The 21,436-nt window shown below is 44.9% G+C and carries 10 protein-coding genes; 7 read left to right on the top strand and 3 right to left on the bottom strand.

Translation table 11 applies throughout. The features are described 5' to 3' along the window. Positions 1 to 6: 6 nt before the first annotated feature. The 4 genes from MHH46_RS08020 to MHH46_RS08035 all read left to right on the top strand — a co-directional run bounded on the left by MHH46_RS08020 (position 7) and on the right by MHH46_RS08035 (position 10,629). The gene (locus tag MHH46_RS08020) at positions 7 to 7,860 is read left to right on the top strand and encodes a polysaccharide lyase family 8 super-sandwich domain-containing protein (RefSeq protein WP_405132586.1); all 7,854 of its coding nucleotides are present in this window, start codon (positions 7 to 9) and stop codon (positions 7,858 to 7,860) included. A gap of 162 nt (positions 7,861 to 8,022) precedes the next feature. Next, complete coding sequence (locus MHH46_RS08025) at positions 8,023 to 8,730, top strand: DUF421 domain-containing protein (protein ID WP_076126261.1); 708 nt, start codon at positions 8,023 to 8,025, stop codon at positions 8,728 to 8,730. Positions 8,731 to 8,838: 108 nt separating this feature from the next. Then, a complete protein-coding gene (locus MHH46_RS08030; protein ID WP_076104908.1) occupies positions 8,839 to 10,335 on the top strand; it encodes an alpha-N-arabinofuranosidase in 1,497 nt (498 codons plus the stop codon). Positions 10,336 to 10,347: 12 nt separating this feature from the next. Further along, positions 10,348 to 10,629, top strand: a complete 282-nt coding sequence (locus tag MHH46_RS08035; protein ID WP_076100542.1) for a DUF6171 family protein — start codon at positions 10,348 to 10,350, stop codon at positions 10,627 to 10,629. Positions 10,630 to 10,678: 49 nt separating this feature from the next. Here the strand turns inward: MHH46_RS08035 and MHH46_RS08040 are convergent, their stop codons facing one another. The 3 genes from MHH46_RS08040 to MHH46_RS08050 all read right to left on the bottom strand — a co-directional run bounded on the left by MHH46_RS08040 (position 10,679) and on the right by MHH46_RS08050 (position 17,989). Then, complete coding sequence (locus MHH46_RS08040; RefSeq protein WP_076100540.1) at positions 10,679 to 11,593, bottom strand: transcriptional regulator; 915 nt, start codon at positions 11,591 to 11,593, stop codon at positions 10,679 to 10,681. A gap of 192 nt (positions 11,594 to 11,785) precedes the next feature. After that, complete coding sequence (locus MHH46_RS08045) at positions 11,786 to 16,603, bottom strand: LamG-like jellyroll fold domain-containing protein (RefSeq protein ID WP_076192887.1); 4,818 nt, start codon at positions 16,601 to 16,603, stop codon at positions 11,786 to 11,788. A 480-nt stretch (positions 16,604 to 17,083) separates the two neighbouring features. Beyond that, positions 17,084 to 17,989 carry a transcriptional regulator gene (locus MHH46_RS08050; protein ID WP_076126270.1) on the bottom strand — a complete coding sequence of 302 codons (906 nt, stop codon included), beginning with the start codon at positions 17,987 to 17,989 and terminating at the stop codon, positions 17,084 to 17,086. Positions 17,990 to 18,265: 276 nt separating this feature from the next. Here MHH46_RS08050 and MHH46_RS08055 point away from each other — a divergent pair, with 276 nt between their 5' ends. The 3 genes from MHH46_RS08055 to MHH46_RS08065 all read left to right on the top strand — a co-directional run bounded on the left by MHH46_RS08055 (position 18,266) and on the right by MHH46_RS08065 (position 21,418). After that, the gene (locus MHH46_RS08055) at positions 18,266 to 19,510 is read left to right on the top strand and encodes an extracellular solute-binding protein (RefSeq protein ID WP_076101554.1); all 1,245 of its coding nucleotides are present in this window, start codon (positions 18,266 to 18,268) and stop codon (positions 19,508 to 19,510) included. 79 nt (positions 19,511 to 19,589) lie between these two features. Continuing rightward, entirely contained in the window at positions 19,590 to 20,468 is an 879-nt protein-coding gene (locus MHH46_RS08060) for a carbohydrate ABC transporter permease (RefSeq protein WP_076126272.1), read from the top strand. A gap of 53 nt (positions 20,469 to 20,521) precedes the next feature. After that, positions 20,522 to 21,418: a carbohydrate ABC transporter permease gene (locus MHH46_RS08065; protein ID WP_036675639.1), complete on the top strand. Its 897-nt coding sequence runs from the start codon at positions 20,522 to 20,524 to the stop codon at positions 21,416 to 21,418. The last annotated feature ends 18 nt before the right edge of the window (positions 21,419 to 21,436 follow it).

Raw genomic sequence — 21,436 nt, forward strand, 5'->3', positions numbered from 1 at the left:
AATCTTATGCTTAACGGAAGCTTTGAGAATACAACGACAGCCCTTGACTCAACCTGGACAGGGGTTACAGACGCTGCTCCGGTGGGCTGGAGCTTATGGGTCCCTACAGGTAGCGGGAAAGGCACGAATAAAACAGCGAATATCAAGATAGACGCTGGCACTGCGCATGAAGGAACCCGGTCCATGCTGTTCGATGCCTTTGCCACAAGCAGGATTTCCATCAATCAGGGGGTAACTTCGGTTATCCCCGGTAAATCCTACAGACTTAAAGTCTGGCTAAAGACGGACAACGTCACTGGACAGGGAGCCTACTTTAGAACACAGTATTACAATACTGCCAAAGTGGGAGATGGACCTTCCTCTCCCAAAATAACAGGCACACAGGACTGGAGTATGCAGCAAGTACTTCTAACTATGCCGGCTAACGCGACGAAGCTAGTCATCGAGCCTTTTTTGGAGACTGGAAAAGGAAAGCTATGGATAGATGATATCGCATTGGAGGAATATGCGGGTCTTACAGGAATTGCGCTAGACCGTACGGCCTTTTCTATGGTCAAAGGGGACACGGTTGCACTTCTGCCGACTTTATCCCCTATAACGGCGGTGGATAAAACGGTAGTGTGGACTTCGAGCAATCCAGAAGCTGCGACTGTGGACGCACTTGGTAATGTAATGGGTACGGGGATCGGTTCTTCGACCATCAAGATCGCCACACCGGATGGTAGCCTTGCAGCTGAATGTCTGGTTACTGTCGAAGCTCCCGACACGATACAGGCCTACAATAAACTGAGGCTGAAATGGTACGACCGATTAAGTGGTGGTCAATACGATGGGAGTGATCCTGATATAGCTGCTAGTATTAGCGCTCAGGCTGCATCGGCTGCTGCACTTTGGGAGAGTATGGATAAATCCTCCGGCCGCACCTCCTTGTGGAGTGATACCGCGAGCACTACAGATTCGCAGTTTATTACAAGCGCTTACAATCGCTTGAAGACTATGGCATTGGCCTATTCTGTGGAGGGAACGGAGCTTTACGGCAACAGCGCTTTGGTGAATGATATTGTAAGCGCAATCAATTGGATGTATACAAACCGCTATAATCCGAGCAAAAGCGTTTATGGGAACTGGTGGGACTGGGAGATTGGCACGCCGCAGATTGTGAATGATCTTATGGTGCTCATGTATGACCATCTAACACCGCAGCAAATCAATCAGTATCTTGCGGCTATTGATGCCTTCTGTCCAGACCCCAAAGTAGGGTCGGTGCTTGGCGTTAAAGGCACGAAGATGACGGGAGCAAATCTACTAGATAAAGCACTTGTGGTCACGGTAAGAGGTGTGATTGGCAACAACAGTGCAAAGATCATTCAGGGCCGTGATTCCATTGGCTCCGAGTATGTTTACACGACCCATGGTGACGGTGTGTATAAGGATGGTTCCCTCGTTCAGCATAATAATATTGCCTATACGGGAGGATATGGTTCGGTCTGGCTCAAAGGGACGGCGGACATGTCTTATCTGCTGACCGATTCTCCATGGCCAATAACGGACCCGAATGTTCTGAACATTTACGAATGGGTGGCTCAGACTTACGAGCCGGTGATCTACAACGGTCAATTTATGGATTCGGTAAATGGCAGAGGTATATCTAGAAAAGGAAGCGGCAGCGCAAGAGGGTTAATTGTCACCTTGCTGCGGATGGCTGAAACTGCTCCGGAGAATATTGCAGTATCCATAAAGCAAGCGGCGAAGGAATGGATTTCAGCGAATATGACATCCGGCAATTATTATGAAGGGTTGTCGCTTGCCGATATAACGATTGTGAAAAAGCTGATGAATGACGGAAAGATCAATCCAAGAGGAGCTCTCATTAAGAATCAGGTATTCGCCGGCATGGACCGGGTGGTTCATCTACGCGAAGGTTACGGCTTCGGCTTGAGTCTGTTCTCGAATCGCATCTCGGCGTTTGAGAAAGGGAACAACGAGAACCTGAAAGGATGGTATACGGGGATTGGGATGACCTATTTATACAATCAGGATCTGACCCAATACCGCAATGACTTCTGGCCTACCGTCAATTCCTACCGCTTGTCTGGCACGACAACGGATGGATCGGGGCAGGGGATGGTGCCTGTGGAATGGAAAAGTTACATGAATCCGAAAACCTGGGTGGGTGGATCGTCGCTGGAAGGCCTATACGGTGCAGCAGGTATGGATTTCTCACTCTCCCAAGTGACCGGTAGCGATTTGCAAGGCAAGAAATCCTGGTTTATGTTCGATGATGAGATTGTGGCGCTTGGTTCGGGAATTTCCAAATCAACTGCCGGCCCGCAGTCTGTTGAGACGATTATCGATAACCGGATGCTTAACGAAGTGGGAAACAACAAACTTCTAATCAACGGAGCTGTAGAACCGTCACAGTCCGGATGGTCAGCGACGTTAAAGAACGTTCAATGGGCCCATCTGGAGGGGAATGTGCCAGGTGCCGACGTGGGCTACTATTTCCCTGAAGCTCCAAGTATACTGGCGCAACGTGAAGCCAGAACCGGCAGTTGGAAAGAGATTAATGCCACTCAATCCGATGTTCCCATTACGCGCAACTATTTAAGCCTGGCAGTTGAGCATGGAGATACGCCTACGAATGGCTCATACTCCTATGTTCTGTTGCCTAATCGTGACATTTCAGGTACTGAGGATTACAGTGGCAACCCGGATATCGAAGTGCTGCGCAATACAGAGGATGTGCATGCAGTCAGAGAGAAGAAGCTGGGCATAACCGCCGCTAATTTCTGGAATCCAGGAACGGTAGATTCCATCAAGGCACTCAATCCAGCTTCCGTGATGATTCGGCAGATCGATCAGGAGCTTGTCGTTTCGGTGTCTGATCCTACTCAGTCGCAAAACCTATTGTCCCTGGAACTGGATATACCGGGGTTGACACTGCTCAGCAAAGATAGCAAGACGGATGTAGTGCAAGCTTCGGGAAATACAGTTATAACGGTGGATGTGAAGAATTCTATAGGGGCAACGCATGTATTGAAATTTAATATTACTGAAGGAGAGACTCCAAAAGACGAATATGACGAGCTTCGTGGAAGATGGGTGGAGTATTTGACCGGAGGGCAATCCTTCGACCCGAATAACCCGGACATTGCCAAGTCTATAAAGACTTTATCCGATAAGATCAGTAATCAGGAGCGAACTGGATTCTGGGATACGATGAACAAGCAAATGAACCGTACTTATTTATGGAGCGATAAGCCGGGCAGCACAGCGGATGCTTTTGATACGGCAGCCTCTTATAACCGGTTGAAGGATATGGCTATTGCCTTTTCGACATCCGGCTCACCATTGTACGAGAATATGCAGTTGAAATCAGATATTCTGGATGGTTTAGATTTCTTATACGCGAATTGGTATAACGAAACTAAACTGGAGAAAGGCAATTGGTTCGAATGGGAGATCGGCATTCCGCTTGCATTGGGAGATACGATGGCCTTAATGTTCGAGTATTTGTCAGCCGATCAGATTACCAAATATACCAAAGCCATTGATAAATTCTGCCCGGACCCAACCAAACGGACCAATCAACCCTCGTTGATGGAAACCGGCGCGAATCGGCTGGATAAAGCACTGGCAGTGGTCTTGAGGGGCATTCATAATCGTGACAGTGCGAAGATCAAACAAGGGCGGGATGCGGTTAGCCAAGTATTACCCTATGTGACCCGCGGAGACGGATTTTATGAGGACGGCTCCTTTATCCAGCATAATAATATTGCTTATACCGGCAGTTATGGGGCTGTATTGCTTGGCGATATGATGAAAATGATGACTTTGCTGACAGGGTCCTCTTGGCCGCTGACTGATACCAATATGAAGAATGTATACAACTGGGTAACGGATTCTTATGAACCTCTTGTCTACAGAAAATTAATGATGGATATGGTGTTCGGTAGATCGATAGCCCGGGGAAACCGGCAGCTCGTGCCTTGGTCGCATATTTTGCGGCTGGCTTCTTCCGCGCCACCGGAGCAAGCGGCCCGATTTAAATCGATGGTGAAGTATTGGTTCGAAGCCGATACGGTAGTAGAAAGTTATTACGACGGTCTAAGAGTAGCCGATATTGTTCTGCTCCAGACGCTTATGGACGATCCAGAGGTGCAGCCATCAGGAGACCTTACTGTGCATAAGCAGTTTTCGGCTATGGACCGGATTGTCCACCATTGGCCTGGATATGCCTTTGGGATCAGCATGTCTTCGGCCCGAATTGCCAACTATGAAGCGGGCACAGAGAATCTGAAGGGCTGGTATACAGGCGAAGGCATGACCTATCTGTATAATCAGGATCTAGATCAATATGCAGATGCATTCTGGCCGACCGTGAACGCTTATCGTCTGCCTGGGGTTACATCGGATGGGGCAAGTCGCGGTGCAGCCAAGACTACATCTAAAACATGGGTGGGAGGATCATCCATAGACGGGCTTTATGGAGCGGCCGGCATGGATCTGGATCCGGATAACAGCACATTGTCCGGTAAAAAGTCCTGGTTCATGTTCGATGATGAAATCGTAGCACTTGGGGCAGGCATTACAAGCACGGATAACCGCAAGGTGGAGACCATCGTAGATAACCGTAAGCTCAAGGCGAGCGGAGACAATGTACTTACGGTCAACGGAGAGGCCAAGCCATCCGCGCTGGGTTGGTCTGAGTCAATGAATCAGGTGCATTGGGCACATCTGGAAGGCAATGTTCCCGGCTCGGGAATCGGTTATTATTTCCCTGATGCCCCAACGATAGACGGTCTGCGTGAGTCTCGGACTGGCGCATGGAAGGATATTAATCAAGGGGGATCAACGGAGCCGATTACGAGAAATTATGCCAGCCTGTCGATTGCTCAAGGAACGAATCCGGTGAATCAATCGTATTCGTATGTGCTTCTGCCGAATCAGGATGAAACGGCGACAGCGCGCTACAGCAGTAGTCCTGACATCGAAATTATAGCCAACACGGATAGTGTGCAAGCCGTCAAGGAACAGAAGCTGGGACTTACGGCTATGAACTTCTGGGTACCGGGAATGATCGAATCCGTGCGCGCCAATCATCCAGCCTCCATTATTATCAAGGAGTCTGGAGATGAACTGACGATAGCCATTTCGGATCCGACACAGTCTCAATCTGTGGTGAATGTGGATGTCGGCAGAACCGCGCTGGAAGAGCTGATGAAAGATCCAACCGTAACGGTACTGCAGACCTCGCCGAGGATTGAACTCGCAATTCATACCAGCGGGTCCAAAGGAAAAAGCCATGTTGTCAAGTTCAGAATTGATCCGAATGCCGAGCCTTCTGAGCCTTCCGATTCGGAACCAGACGAAGCGGCAATAACGAAGCTGTATGTTTCTGAAGATGCGTATGTCAATGGAGGATCGAAAGCTGCAGTCAATTATAGTTCGGTCAATTACTTGCAAATCAGAAATGGCAGTGGGGACACAGACAGAAGGGTTTATCTAAAATTCGATCTGAGTCCATTTCTCGGTGAAGTCGGTTCTGTGAAGCTGAATGTGTTCGGAAAGACAAATGACGGGGCAGGCACTTTGTCCGATATCGGTGTATTTGGAGTCCAAGATGATGATTGGACGGAGGCAACGCTAAATTACAATAATGCTCCAAAAATCGGTACTCAAGCTGCGCTGCAGACTTTTTCCGGACCGGAGCAGTGGCGGCAGTTCGATATTACCTCATGGGTTGGCACGGAGTTCCCTTCCGATCCGGTGATAAGTCTGGCTCTTAGGCAGGTAGGCTATAATCTCGCCACAGACATAAGAAGCCGTAAGAATGAGAATGGCAAATATGCCGCGTATCTGGAAATTTTGCCGAAAGATACAACACCTCCAGTCACGAAGGCTACCATACTTGGAGAAACAGGAGAAGGGGGCGCATATAAGGGCAAAGTCAATATCACTTTTGATGTCACCGACCAATCCAATGGGGGAGCTGTCGGCTGGGGAGTCAAGCGGACAGAATACCGGCTCAACGGTGGTGCATGGAATACGGTTACTCAGAGCGTATATATCGAGAACCCCGGAACCTTCGGGATCGATTATCGTTCGGTGGATAAGGCTGGAAATGTAGAGCCGTTCCGACAGCTTCAGGTGACAATCATGGAGCCTACAGAAAGAGTCTCAACGGCAATTAGCGGCCCGGAAAGCCTGGGTGTCGGGGAGACCGGAACGGCGGTTACTTCGGTAGTGTACAGCGATGGCAGCCGTTATATAGTAACCGAAGGTATAGTCTATGAGAGCAGCGATCCTAACGTGACTAGTATAGGCAAAGATGGCCATATTGAAGCTAAAGGACCGGGCGTTTCGGTTATTTCATCCGTATATGACAACATGACCGCTTCCTATTTATTAAAGGTGTATGAACAACTGCCGGAGCTCGTCTCTATTTCGTTAAGCGGTCCGACATCCTTGGAAATAGGGCAGAGCGGTAAGGTGGTCACAACGGCGGTATATAGTGATGATAGTCACCTTACGGTAACCGAGGGTGTGATCTACGAGAGCAGTAACAGGAAGGTAGCCACAGTAACGGCAACGGGGCAGCTGCAAGCACTTGATCCGGGTATGACTGTGATTACTGCAAGTTACGGAGGACGGCAGAGCAGTCTGACGCTTCAGATTCTACAAGCGGAAGAGACTACTTCAACTGTTCCGAGTCCGCAACCACAAGTGCCTTCCGTACCGGAGGTAACGGCGGGGCGGCTGCAACTAAACGCAGCTTCGTTGAACGATCTTTCGGAAGCCATTGTCTACGAGGGTAAATTGAGAATGCTAGTATTGCCGGGGATGGCAGCAGACATGCTCAAACAGAAGCCGCTTCGGGTAGAGGCTTCTAACTTTAATCTGACCCTTCCGGCAGCGGTGCTTCAACAATTGCGGGGTTTGATTCCTGCGGAGCAATTGGCCGGCAGCCAGATCTTTCTGGAGGCTTCTGAGGTGAATGGGGAAGCGGCGCAGAGAATACTAGCTAGCGCAGAGAAGAAATCTGGTGCAGTGCTAAACCAGGCAGGAGAGTTCCTTCTCTTTAACCTGTATATTGTTGCTGGTGACGGTACAAGAAGCATACTTTCCAAATTTGTTGAGCCCGTTACATTAGAGCTTAACGCCTACCCTGAGGCCAAAAGGAATTTGCTCGGCGGCTATTATTTTCCGGATTCCGGAAATATAGAGTATGCGGGCGGTTCCTGGCTGAAGGGCAAGGTGGCTCTGCGCACCGAACACTTAGGCACATATGCCGTGCTGGAATACAACAAATCGTATGACGATGTTCCTTCTGGACATTGGGCGGCGGCGGTTGTACAAGAGCTAACGGCCAAACATCTGATTCAAGGAGTCGGACTTCGGAATTTCGAGCCGAACCGCTCTGTGACCCGTGCAGAATTTACAGCTATGCTGATCCGCTTGCTAGGACTTGAAGGGAAATCATCTACAGCATTTGCGGATGTATCTGCGGATGAGTGGTATGCGGAGGAAGTGGCGCAGGCTGTAGAGGCGGGGATAGTCCATGGGGTGAGTGAGACTCGCTTCGCTCCAGAAGCCCCTATTTCCCGCCAAGAGATGGCGGTCATGGTGATGCGAGCCTACGAATATGTCAGCGGGAAAAAGGTGGAACCGAAGCCTGTAATCCAATTCGGCGACTTGCGTGCGGCTGCCTCATGGGCCCGTGAATCGATCATTGCTGCCCAAGCCCTTGGACTTATCCAGGGTCGAAGTGACCAGCAATTCGCTCCGGGAGGCTCAGCAACTCGAGCTGAGAGCGCAATGGTTCTATACAATCTTTTAGCAATTAAGACTGAAAAGTAAGAATTTGAAGCCAGGGCTTTGGGTAGGTTCAGTAGAACCATTCCAGAGCCCTTTTGGCGTTTAGAGAAATCGGCAGATTTGGATGGGCAGAGCTTTCGTTGAGGTTTCATTTCTACTCGGTTTGTGAATAATGGAGGATTGAATAGGAAGGGAGCATTAGAGATGCAGGTATATATGGACATTGTGCTTAGGGCCTTTGTTGCTATGATCATGCTTTTGCTGATCGCCAAAATATTGGGAAAACAAACGTTATCTAACTTGACCTTCCACGATTTCGTGACGGGTATTATATTGGGCTCAATAGCCGCGAACTTGGCGTTTAATAAACAGCTGCATTCTTCCTACATGATCCTGGCGCTTATAGTCGTTACCGTTACATCTTTTTTACTATCTATCATCGCTTTAAAAAGTCGTAAAATGAGAAGCTGGATTTCAGGTTCACCCACTGTACTTATTGAGGATGGGAAAATTCTTGAGCAAAATATGAAAAAGGTAAGATATTCGTTGGATTCTTTGGATCAGGCCTTGAGAGAAAAGGAAATTTTTAATCTAGAGGTAGTAGAATACGCTGTGCTGGAAGATAACGGAATGGTGTCTGTATTAAAGAAACAAGAGTACCAATATGTTACCCGAAAAGATCTAAAGCTGTTGTCCGTTCCTCAGAGCTTTCCCGTTGAATTGATTATGGATGGAATAATGCTCGCAGATAATCTTAAGGATAATGGCCTGACCCAAGAGTGGCTGGAGAACGAGTTAAGACGTAAGGGGAAACAAATTTCTGATGTGTTTTACGGGGTAAGAGGAACGCAGCAGCAGCTGATTTTTGACTATTATGAAGACGGGATAAAGAAACCTATTGATAAAGAATAGCTTTTGTTCATATTGGAGATTGACGGATACCTAAGCAGCGTCTTATAATGTTTATATAATTATTAATTAGTTAATAAAAATATAAACGTTGAGAGGCGGTATTTAACCATGGCAGAACGTGCGATCCTTAATACTGACATTCGCAAAGGGACGATTAACAGAAATATTTACGGACATTTTTCTGAGCATCTTGGCCGTTGCATTTATGAAGGGATTTGGGTTGGAGAAGATTCAACTATTCCTAACACCAACGGTATTCGTAATGATGTCGTGAAAGCGCTTAAGGAAATTAAAATTCCTGTACTACGCTGGCCAGGTGGCTGTTTCGCGGATGAATATCACTGGAAAGATGGTATCGGAGCCCGTGAAGGTCGTAAACGTATGATTAACACTCACTGGGGCGGAACGGTTGAGAACAACCATTTTGGTACGCATGAATTCATGGAATTATGTGAGATGCTGGAATGTGAGCCTTACATTAACGGTAATGTGGGCAGTGGTACCGTTCAAGAGATGTCCGAATGGGTGGAGTATTTAACCTTTGGAGGCGTATCTCCAATGTCCGAGCTTCGCCAGCAGAATGGTCATCAAGAGCCTTGGGCTGTGACTTATTTTGGCGTGGGGAATGAGAACTGGGGCTGCGGCGGGAATATGCGTCCAGAATATTATGCAGATCTTTATCGCCAATATCAGACGTATGTACGAAATTACGGGGACAATCGTATTCACCGGATTGCTTGTGGTCCTAACGTGGATGATTATCACTGGATGGAAGTTCTGATGCGTGAGGCAACACGCTTTATGGACTCGATTACCCTGCATTATTATACAATTCCTGGTCCAGCATGGGAGAATAAAGGTGCAGCTACAGGCTTTGAAACGAGTGAATGGTTTAGTACATTAGAGAAAGCCCTTCGCATGGATGAGCTGATCACCAGACATGGCGTTATTATGGATAAATATGATCCGGATAAAAGAGTAGGTCTTATCGTAGATGAGTGGGGAACTTGGTATGATGTAGAGCCGGGGACGAATCCAGGATTCCTGTATCAACAAAATTCAATTCGGGATGCTCTTGTAGCAGGCGTGACCTTGAATATTTTCCATAAACATAGTGACCGGGTACGGATGGCAAATATTGCGCAGACGATTAACGTACTTCAGGCAGTTATATTGACCGAAGGGGAAAAGATGGTGCTGACCCCAACGTATCATGTATTCAATATGTTTAAAGTCCATCAGGATGCGGAGTTGCTGGATTTAGCACTGGAAAGTGGCACTTACAGCTTTGAAGGCCGTGAGATTCCTGAAGTATCTGCTTCGGCTTCCGTAACTGCTTCTGGAATCATCCATGTCAGTCTTTGCAACTTGAACCATGCTGCTTCTGCTGCTGTTCCACTTGAGCTTCGTGGTCTTTCCGGGAAGAAGGTTGAAGTGACAGGCACAACACTTGCCGGTGATAAAATTGATGCTCACAATACCTTCAGCCAACCGGAGGCGGTAGTGCCGCAAGCCTTCACTGCCTTCACTCTGGAGGGCGATCTTCTTAATGTTGAACTGCCTCCAATGTCAGTAACTGTGCTGGAGATTACGCCGAAGGCTTAAGGTGGTGTTACCATGTCAACAACATCAACATGCAAGGGATGCAGAGAGGATTATAAAGTTACGCCAACGCAGATTAATCGTATCTTGTCTTCTTCCATGTTTAAGCCAGAGTTTTGTGTTCCAGATGAAGTTTACGCTGAACGGGTTGCCCTTTGTGGGACTTGCCCTAAGCTGCACGAAGGGGTAACTTGCGTCGCTTGCGGCTGCATCATCCCCGTAGTAGCCAAGCTTAAGGAACGTAGTTGTCCATTGCCGGGGGGTGGCTTGTGGGGTCCCTTTATCGAAAAGAATTAAGCTAAAATAAGAGCCGCATTCGACTCTCCAATGGGAGGTGAATGCGGCTTTATTCTTGGTTATCCGTATAGAACAACTCAACGATTAGATCTTCATTATAATTTCCAAAACCTTTGCCAAAAAGAGTAATCCCGCCAATATGCTCGGCATCTTCATCTACGGAAAGCTTGAAAGACCACTGTTTGTCACGGATATTCACTTGATCAAGGGTAACTTCTGAGAGCTTCAAACCATCCATAAATGTACCTTTCGCTGTAATGCGCAGCTGCTTGAGCAAGCCGTATTGGTTCGTGAGTGCTGGCCACCAGGCCGGTGTATATTTACCACGGCTATCCCCGTAGTCACCGGGACTTGTCCAGAATCCAAGCTTCACTCCGTTCAGAGTGAATGTGATATCCGAAGGCCAATTATTATTAATGGAAGGTGCTTCGGAAGCAATTTCCATGGTTATAATCAGTTCCTCAGGATGCTGGCTGGAGAGGAGGAAATTAGGGATTTTATATTCGATAAATCCTTTGCCGAACCAAAGAATCCCCGCATTCATACGCTCAAGATCCCAGAAATAGCGGGGATCATCAAAACTGCCGATCACTTTCTCAGTAGTTGCAAGACCACAGGTTGGCTCGATCAGGAAGTCGGAGTAATGTCCAACCGGAATTTCCTTGCGATAACTTTTGCGCTCATTGATCTGTCTGCCTGGGAAGGTGATTTCTGCTCCTTCAGCAGCTAGAGTACAGATCTTTTGCAGACCACTTCGACCAGGTGCCATATGCGTCTGGATCAGTCCAGCAGCTTCCAGCTTACGCACATGCATAGTCATAATGGCGCTGCTCAAATTTACTGCTGCGGCCAATTCCTTAACATTCATAGGATTTTCGGCAAGCAAACGCAACATATGCAGGCGTACTGAGCTGGCTAAAGCTTCATAGACGGGAAGGGATTCTTCCGACAGGTCAAGTTTCATAAATGGCCTCCAATTAAAATTTATGGGCTAATCGCCGATGATTAAGAAATTTATTAATAACAATATAAAAATCGACGTTTATTTCGGATGTATAGTTAATGATTATATTAGTTAAATACTTTTTTTACAATATGGGACTTTAAAAAAAGAACGGAGCCTGTGGCTCCGCTCTCTTTTCAAATCAAATCTTGCTTAATCTACGTTCGAGCTATACTCTGCCTGTACTTCATCTGACTTGAGCGCTCTGCTGTAAATCTTCAGTTCATCAATCATACCCTTAAATGGTGCATCCCAATAGTTGACGCCTAGAGCGAAAACGCCGTTCTTGTTCTTAAAGACATTCGGGAAGCCCTCACCAGAGAACTGCTCTACTCCGTTGAGGTAAACTTTTACGGTACCATTGCTGACCGTAAACGCAACATGTGTCCATGTATTTACTGGAATCTTCATGGCAGAAATAGCATCATACCAAGCTTCTCCGGACCATAACAACGTTTTACCGCCACCGTTCTGAGGAACGAAGCTAATCCAGCTATTTTTAGTGGCAGCGCCGAAGAAAGTAGTTGTTGCATCTGTAAGTTGTTCAGGATTTAGCCACATAGATACGGTGTAGGTATTGCTGTCAATTAATCCATCAGGCAAACGGATACCGGAGGTACCGTTGAATATTGCAGCTTGACCGAGGACACCGTTACCGTATGTGATATTGCCTACTGTTGGGCTATCTACTTTTGCTCCTGTAACTTCGCCTTTTCCGTTCAATTGGAAGGAGTCATCCAGGTCGCCATCAAAAGCATAATGAGCTACTTTTCCATCAGTTACATTTACTGTGTAGCTGGCTGAAACTTCGCTTCCATCAGTCGCTGTTGCAGTAATTACAGCTTGGCCACCGACAGTTAGTGCTGTTACTATTCCGCTCGCTGCGTCAACAGCCACTACGCTGGAATCGCTAGAGCTCCAAGTTAGCGCCTTATTTCCGGCATTGGTTGGAAGCACACTTACTTGAGGGGGGAAAGTATTTCCTACAGCTACTGATTTAACAGCTTCACTGAATGAAATATTACTTACTTTAATGTTCGTATCAGGCTCACCGTTTACAAGCCAGCCCACAGCTTCCGCAGACAATGCTCTATCATACACGCGGAATTTATCAACCAAACCTTTGTATGGTGCATCCCAGTAGTTCACACCAAGAGCAAATACACCGTTTTCTGTATCAAAAATATCTGTGAATCCTTTTCCGGAGGATTTCAATATACCATTTACGTACATATTGACTGTTCCAGCATTGTAAGTGAAGGCAATATGCGTCCACTGGTTAACTGGAATTTGTAAGCCTGTATCAGCATCTAGCCAAGTCTCGCTACCGAACCAGAGTCTGGTGGTTGCTCCACCGTTTCCATATGGCAGGAGACTGAACCAGTTCGTTTCGGTTTTAGCACCGAAGAATACAGGAGTAAAAGCTTTTAATTCGGATGGGTTCAGCCACATCCCTACCGAATATGCGCTACTTTGAATTAATCCGTCAGGTAGACGAACACCGGATTTGCCATCAAACTTGGCTGCCTGACCGTCTTTACCAGCCTCAAAAGTGATGTCTCCATCCTCAGTGTTGTTGATCAGATTTCCGGTGACTATGCCGTCAGCTGTGCGATCCCCATTTTCTGCAAGGTCGCCATCAAAGTCAAAGGCAGCTACTAAGCCGTCTTCCAATTGCGTGCTCTTTTTTTCCATAACAACGGCGGTGAAGGTCTTAGTTACTGCGACTTCACCTAGCTTAATTGTAGCAGTCAGTTCAACTGTAGCGTTTCCAAGTCCAAGTTCAGGACGAGTAACCTTACCATTGTTAGCAATTACAGCCTCATTGGAAGAGGACCATGAAATTTCTGCTCCGCGCAAGCCTTCCGTAGGAAGGATGATGTCATCGTATATTTTTCTTGTGTCACCAATACTCAAGCCTGCAGCAATATTGTTCAAAATCTGCTCAACGCTCATCGATTCCATCTGGCTGCCCCAGATAGTGATCCCTTGATCTGACATTGCGGTGAACGTCATAACATGCTGTTGGCGTGAGGAATCCCATTGCTTCACAAATACACCTTTGTAGAGATGTTGTACGGTGCTTCCATTTTCCGTTTCGTTAATGAGCAAATGAGCGAAGTACTCATCCTTCAATTCCCAAGTTCCGGTTAACGATCCAACGATCGTTCCGTCACTTTTTAGCTCGATATCTACTGTAGGTTTGATAATGCCTGATACATCCTTGCCGTGGTTAACGAACTGATAAGAGCCGACAACATTATCCCGTGCTACAGCCCCAATAGTTTCACCCGTGTAACGATGTACGGCAGTTACTGGCCAGCCATCTTCGTTAGTGAACATTTGATGCACACGAAGTTCATGGGTTTCACCACGGAGTGGGAAACGAGTGTGGAAGAAGTTAAATATTTTACCCGTTTCATCATCATATTGTACCGAGTTATGTCCTGAGGACACATAACCATACGTTTGGAAATTCGGGTCTGCATTTTGATTTGTAAACATGAAGTTTCCTAACAGCTTATTACCATATGGTGTGTTGTCACCATCGGTAGTTAGAATAGCATTCTGTCCTGCTGCATCCGTATAAGGGCCGTCCGGATTTGTTGAACGGAACTGCCGCATGCTGTAACCGCCTTTGGAGTCAAGTCCACCGTAAGTTACATACAAGAAGTAGTAACCAGTCTCCTTGTCGTAAACGATATACGGACCTTCACCCGATTTGGTCATTCCGCCAGAAATATGGGTTCCGAAATAGCGGTCGATAATGCGTCCATCAGCGGTCTTTCCATCTTTGCCTGGATATTTAGGTTCTCCGGTAGCTGGATCAATCTCCAGAATGAATATACCACCTGACCATGAACCATAAGTCATCCAAAGCTTGTTGTCTTTGTCGTAGAAAATAGTTGGGTCAATTGCATTTGTATAGGTTTTGTTTTGATACAAACCACCTGCATTAAACCAATCTGGATTGACACCTTCCAACGTTCCATTGTCGATAAGGTCCTTGATATTTGTATTGTCCCATTTCTTATTTACTTTACTGTCACTGTCATAAGCCTCTTCCTTGGTGAAACCGGAATAAATTACGGTATTTCCATAAGTATAAGGCCCTTCGATATTTTGCGAAGTGGCGTAGCCAATCGCCGAACGGATATAAGTAGAAGAAGCGCTGTAATACATCATATAAGCGCCAGTTGTTCCATCAGCGTTCTTATAATCATTATTCCAGAATACGTCCGGTGCCCAGATGGAGAATCCGCCTTTACTGTCCGAATCGTTCTCGCCAGCCCACTTAAAGGATTCTGCCAGATTCTTGGACAGATCACCAAAAATCACGTTGCCCGGTGTTGTATAACCATTAGTGAACTGTGTCCAGTTCATCAGATCATCTGATTTGGCCGCATCGATATGGGAGCCAAATACATAATAAGTTCCATTATCCACTACCACCGATGGATCATGTACCGAGACATTGGTGAGTGCTGGTGCAGTTGCTCCCGGACTAGGTGTAGCCGTCGGACTAGGTGTAGCCGTCGGACTAGGTGTAGCCGTGGGATTTGGTGTAGCCGTCGGATTTGGTGTAGCCGTCGGATCTGGTGTAGCCGTTGGGGCCGGAGTAGCTGTAACTTCCGGAGCCGAAGTAGCAACAGAACCGCCGTTAGATCCACCGGTACCAGTGGTTGCCGTAGCCGTTGGAGTTGGTGTTTCAAAATGGATTAACTGACTGTACTTGCTATCAAAGATAACCTTACCCGTGCCTTGGATGGTTAGGATATCGTTGAAACCAAGGATTAGATTCTTGATTTCTGTACCTGCTTCTACACGCAGCTTGGCTTTTTGCTTCAGTGTAACTTCAGCAATACTGCCTGCTGTCAGATGGAGTGTAGGCTCTCCCAACGCTTGAAGCTCAACGGAATCAAAGCTTCCTTTCAGCTTGAGGATGGAATCCTTAGGCAGCGTATTCTCAACAATAACCCGGCTGAAACCTGCCCCCGTTAGTGCATCTTCCTCTAGTATTGCGCCGGAATGTACACGTACGTTTGGTACAGCACTTGTGCCTCTAGTAACGACTCGCAGCTTGCCGTTATGCTTATCTACTACCATTTCAGCAGCATTGGAGTCGCTTAGTACGACACTGTTTTCACCGCCACCAGAAACGAATACTTTTCCCTTAACAGTGACATTATTCAGTGTGACATCGCCCTCAGCAATACCTTCGGTAAGGTAGAGATTCCCTGAGATTGTGGAGTTTTTCAACTCTACGCCTGGGCTGCTGATAACCATATTCCGAGTGTTAATCCCCGAATAGCTTCCGCTCTTAGGCGTGATTTCTCCGCCAAGCTTCTCAATCATGCGCAGTGCTTCCGCTCTTGTTACAGCCTGAGTTCCTTTAAAGCTGCCGTCAGTGTAACCTTGCAGATAACCTTCACCAAGTAAAGACAATACTGCTTCTTGGCTCCATTCTGGCAAATCAGCAGCATCCTTTGGTGCAGAAGTGCCAACAGATGAGTTGAGTTGGAACAGTCTGTATAACATTACTGCAGCTTCTTGCCGACTTACTTGCTGTGCGGGTCGGAAGGTGCCATCGCTGTATCCTGTTACATATCCTGCAGCGGTTGCTTTTTGGATATCTCCGTAATAAGCACCTGTCGTGGAAACATCCGTGAAGCCTATATCGGCTTTTTCCTGCAAATTAAAGACCCGATTAACCAGAGTAACCCACTCTGCACGGTTGATTTCTTGATTTGGCTTATATATTCCGTTTCCGTAACCCAGAATCAAGCCCTTATCTACCCAGGTTTGAAAATCTTTTTGTGCCCAGTGGCCGGAATAATCGGCAGTTTGTTGCTGAGTGGATAATGCGACTGCTTTGGAATCGCTTGCAGAAGCAGCAGAAATTAATGGAGCAGGCACTAATAGAGTGAGGGCAAGCAGGGAAGCGGTTAGTTTACCAGTAGTTTTTCTCAAATGTATGATCCTCCGATTCTAGTGATGTAGAGCTTGTACACGCGTATTTTTCCAATTCCTCCCTTCTTTACTGAAAAAAATGTAAAACGCTTACATAATTAGCTACTAAAAAAACGCTTTCGAATATGAAAATGGTTTTAATTTATGTATTACTAAACCATAACACGGAAAACGTTTTATAATGCTCTCATTTTAAGCATGATATCAGCAAATAGTCAAACAGAAATTTAATGATTTATGAATCTTTTTATATTTTTATAAATTATAAATTCAAAATAGAGGCAAATGATTTAACTACTGGTGATTACTGCTGAAGTGGATAAGAGTGAAATACAGTGAATGGATGACTAGGCGGGATATATCAGCAAGATAAAGAGAGGGGATAGGGCATAACAGGTGGGGGGGAGCTAAAGAAGAATAGCTAATTAGTTGTTCACCCCCGCAAAAAAACCAGTTTTGCTTAGATCATAAATGAAAAATTTACAGATAGTACAACTTGAAAATGATATCTTGATCATGGTTTCCGAATTTTTTTCCGAAAATCGTTGCTCCTCCTACGTGTTTTGCATCTTCCTTCACTTCGATCCGAAAGGTCCAACGATCACAATTCGTATCTAAATCCTCAATCGAAACCTGAGACAGCGGGTCACCGTCAATGTAAGTTCCATTGTGGTTTGTAATTCTAATCGTTTTTAGCAATCCGTATTGATTGATATTGTGTGGCCACCATTCCGGTGTGAATTTACCTCTAGCATCAGCGAAATCTCCGGGGCTCGTCCAAGTCCCTAATTCCAAGCCATTCAAAGAAAAGGTGATGTCTGAAGGCCATACGTCATTAGCAAAGGGGAATTCGGAAGAAAGCTCTAAGCTAATCTCAAATTGCTGTAGGGTTTCCTCTTTTTTTAGGAAATTAGCGATATTATATTGCACATAACCTTGCGTGAACCAGAGAATCTCTGCGTCCACTCTTTTAGAATCCATGAAATACTTAGGTTCGTCTACTCTGCCGATAAACTCCTTATCCGTAGCAAGTCCGCAAGTAGGTTTCAGATCATAATCGGTATAATGACCAATCGGCACTGATGTCTCGTAGGAGGCAAAGGAGTGAAAGATTTTTTTCGGGAAGTTAATCTCAATATGATCCACCCTAAGGATTGAGATTTTTTGCATTCCTGATTTACCAGGCACCTTTTCAGTTTTTATGAGCCCTGCATCTTCTAGTTTTTTTATGTGTTTGGTAACGATAGGACTGCTTATTTTAAGTTCTTCTGCCAAATCTTTGATGTTCATCTTATTTTTGGAGAGCAACTGAATAATTTTGATGCGTACTTCACTCGCTAAAGCTTCGTAAACAACAAGAGAGGATTTGTCGATTTCCAACTGCATTTTACCCACTTCTTTCAAAGTTATTTCATATACTATAAAGTTTATTAATCTATATATAAAGTAACATGAAAGGTAACCGAAGTAAATATAATATCGCTTTCATCTCCGAGAGATGAATCAAAAGGTTAATTAAACGAAAAAAAATTCTGTTAAGTTTATTTAAATGTTATTGACTACGCTTTCACAATGAATGTATACTAATCTCAAGTTAATCGTTTTCAAAGAAAGTGAACATGAATGGTTATCTTAACATTACAGCTGCAGGGGGAGAGAGTAATGAAAAAGAAATTTGGAGTTTTATTAGCAACGGTTCTAACATTATCGACAGTTTTGGCAGGATGCGGTGGTAAAGATGATAGTAAGACGATTACGTTCTGGACACCGCTGACCGGTGATGACGGTGCTTATATGGATCAAATTGTTAAAAACTACAATGCAACGAATCCCGAAATCAAAGTAAAACATGTTATTACGGCTGATATGTACACAAAAATTTCTACAGTTTTGGCATCTAGCAAAGGTGTTCCTGATTTAGCAATTATCCACGCTGACCGTGTTCCTGGGTTTGTTAAACAAGGTGTACTGGAATCCATGCAAGATACCGTTTTGCCAGCACAACCTGAACTGAAAGCTGAAAATTACTTACCACAAGCTTGGAACACTGGTAATATCGATGGAACTCAATACACAGTTCCTCTTGATATTCATAGTAACGTAATGTATTACAATAAAGATTTGCTGAAAAAATATAACGCTGAATCCTTCTTGGATGATAACGTTGTTACTATTGATGAAATGCTTTCCTTACAAGGTAAATTGGATGAAGGCGATTACGTAGTTAATGATGCCTTGCTGGGCTGGGTTATCTTGGCTCAAATTCAAGATTTGGGCGGGGATATCCAAGTCGATGGAAAACCGGCTGTTAACACCCCTGTATTTAAACAAGCGTTTGAAAATGTTAAGAAAATCGCCGATGCTGGCCTGATGACTCCATTTGGTGAAGACGGTTACTTGATGTTCCAATCTCAAAATGTACTTTTCTCGACAGACGGAACTTGGAGTTCTACAGCACATGCTGGGGTTGAAGGCTTGAACTTTGGTGTGACCAATGTTTATTCTCCTACTCCTGATAAATTCACCAACAGATCTTCTTCTCACTTGTTCGCTATGTTGAAAAATGATAAGAGAACAGACGAAAAAGAAGTGGGTATTGCTAACTTCTTGGAATATGTTCGTACGAATTCGATGGAATGGGCAAAAGCTGGACAAAACGTAGCAAGTAACGTAGTTAACCAAAGCCCTGAGTACAAAGACTTTATGCAATCCTTCTTTACATCTGATGAAAAAGAAATCGAATCCCTATACATTTACACCTATGAATACTACCCATACATTGCGGAAGCTGTAGATACTTACTGTGCGGATATCGTGCGTGGCAACGTTGATATTGATGAGACTTTGGCAACGATGCAAAAATTTGTTGAAGATAAAATTGCGGAAAGCAGCAGTGCAGCAAAATAAAGCAAAATAGAATAGATTGTACGAAGTAATGTGCCATGTTATGGTGCATTACTTTGTGCAAAAGGAGAAATGAATTCCTATGAAAAAGAAAATCAATTGGGCACCTGCTTTCTTTGTAGGTCCGCATGTCATTTTGTTTGCTGTCTTCATTTTAGTGCCAACGATTTATGGGATTTATGCTTCATTTACAAAATGGAATTTAATGAGTGATCCGGTATGGGTAGGCTTTGATAACTATAAGGCTATTCTTTTTGACAACAGTTCAACCTTTCATACTCAATTTTTCAGAGGTCTAAAAAATACACTGATTTTCGTTGCTATGTCTGTTCCGTTGCTGATTATTATTCCATTAATGGTCGCGGTGGCGTTGGAACATAAAAAAGTTAAAATGAAGAGCTTAATTCAATCTATTCTTTATATTCCTGGCTTGATTTCAATTTCTGCGGCAGCACTGATTTGGCTGTTGATCTTTAATAAGCAACTTGGGATCACTGGTAATCTATTTGGATCACAAATTGCTTGGCCTGCAAATCAACCCTATGCGTGGATTATTATCATTGTAATTACTTTATGGGGTGGTATTGGGGGCAACATGATTATCTATCGTGCTTCCTTAAGTGGCGTTTCTCAAGAGTTATATGAATCGGCTGAGCTCGATGGTGCGGGTTCTATTAAAAAATTCACTAGTATTACCTTGCCATCTATTCGTTTTCCATTAATTTATACCTTTGTTATGACAACTGCGGGTGCCTTTAATGTATTCGGCCAACCGTTAATGATGACCGATGGCGGACCTCGACAAAGTACACACGTTCTAATGATGTATATTCGTCAATTAGCTTTCGGTAACGGTGAGTCCATCGCCGGGATGGCATCCGCTATGGCAGTTTTACTGGGATTAGTTATTTTGGTGATCTCAGCGCTGCAATATTTTGTAATGAACCGAAATGCTTCATAGGTTCGCAGAAACTAATTGACTAACAAGGAAATGGAAAAGGTAGGTGTACTAAAATGTCAAACCAGGCAGTAAATCCAGTTGTAAATACAACAGGCAAAATAAAAGGCTCCTCCAGTGTAAGTATTTCAAAATATATTTCCTATATATTTCTAGGTATCCTATGTGTGATTTGGATCATTCCTGTTATATTCGGGATTTCCACCTCATTTAGATCACAAACGGAAGTAGTATCCTCGGGCTTTAGACTATTTCCTAAAGAGTGGGTCTTTGAGAACTACGTTACAATCCTAAACAATACCTCTACAGCTCCAATTCTACGTTGGTTAGGTAACTCATTGTTTATTGCCACATCTCACACCATTCTGGTGGTTATTGTTATTTCGATTACAGGTTTTGGTTACACCCGTATTAAGTTTAAAGGAAGAGACACATTGTTCTTCACTTTGCTGGGGATCTCCTTCTTCCCGGGTGTTGTTAACTTGATTCCTTCTTATAAAATCATTGACTCTTTTGGTTGGGTGAATACTTCCTGGGCTATGATTATCCCTGGTCTTGCGGGTATGGGTAATATCTTCTTGGTCAGACAGTTTATGAACGGTATCCCAAAAGAATTAGATGAATCGGCTAAAGTTGATGGTGCTAGTGACTTTAGAATTTTCGCGCAAATTATATTGCCGTTAGTTAAACCAATATTGATTGTTTGCGGATTGTTCTCCTTTACTGGATCTTGGAATGACTTCCTCTGGCCGGTTATTGTGTACACAGATGTAGACAAAATGCCAATTACCGCTGGTTTGCTCTTATTGCAAGACATCTACGGAAACTATCGTATGATCGGACAATTAATGGGCTCGGCAATCATGGCGATTATTCCAACATTGCTGCTATTTGTTTTTGCACAAAAATACTTCGTTCAATCCATCAACCTGAATTCGGGTATCAAAGGTTAGATCGAATGAACTTAAACT

It is taken from the genome of Paenibacillus sp. FSL H8-0175 (assembly GCF_045040615.1).
Lineage (GTDB): Bacteria > Bacillota > Bacilli > Paenibacillales > Paenibacillaceae > Paenibacillus_AQ > Paenibacillus_AQ odorifer.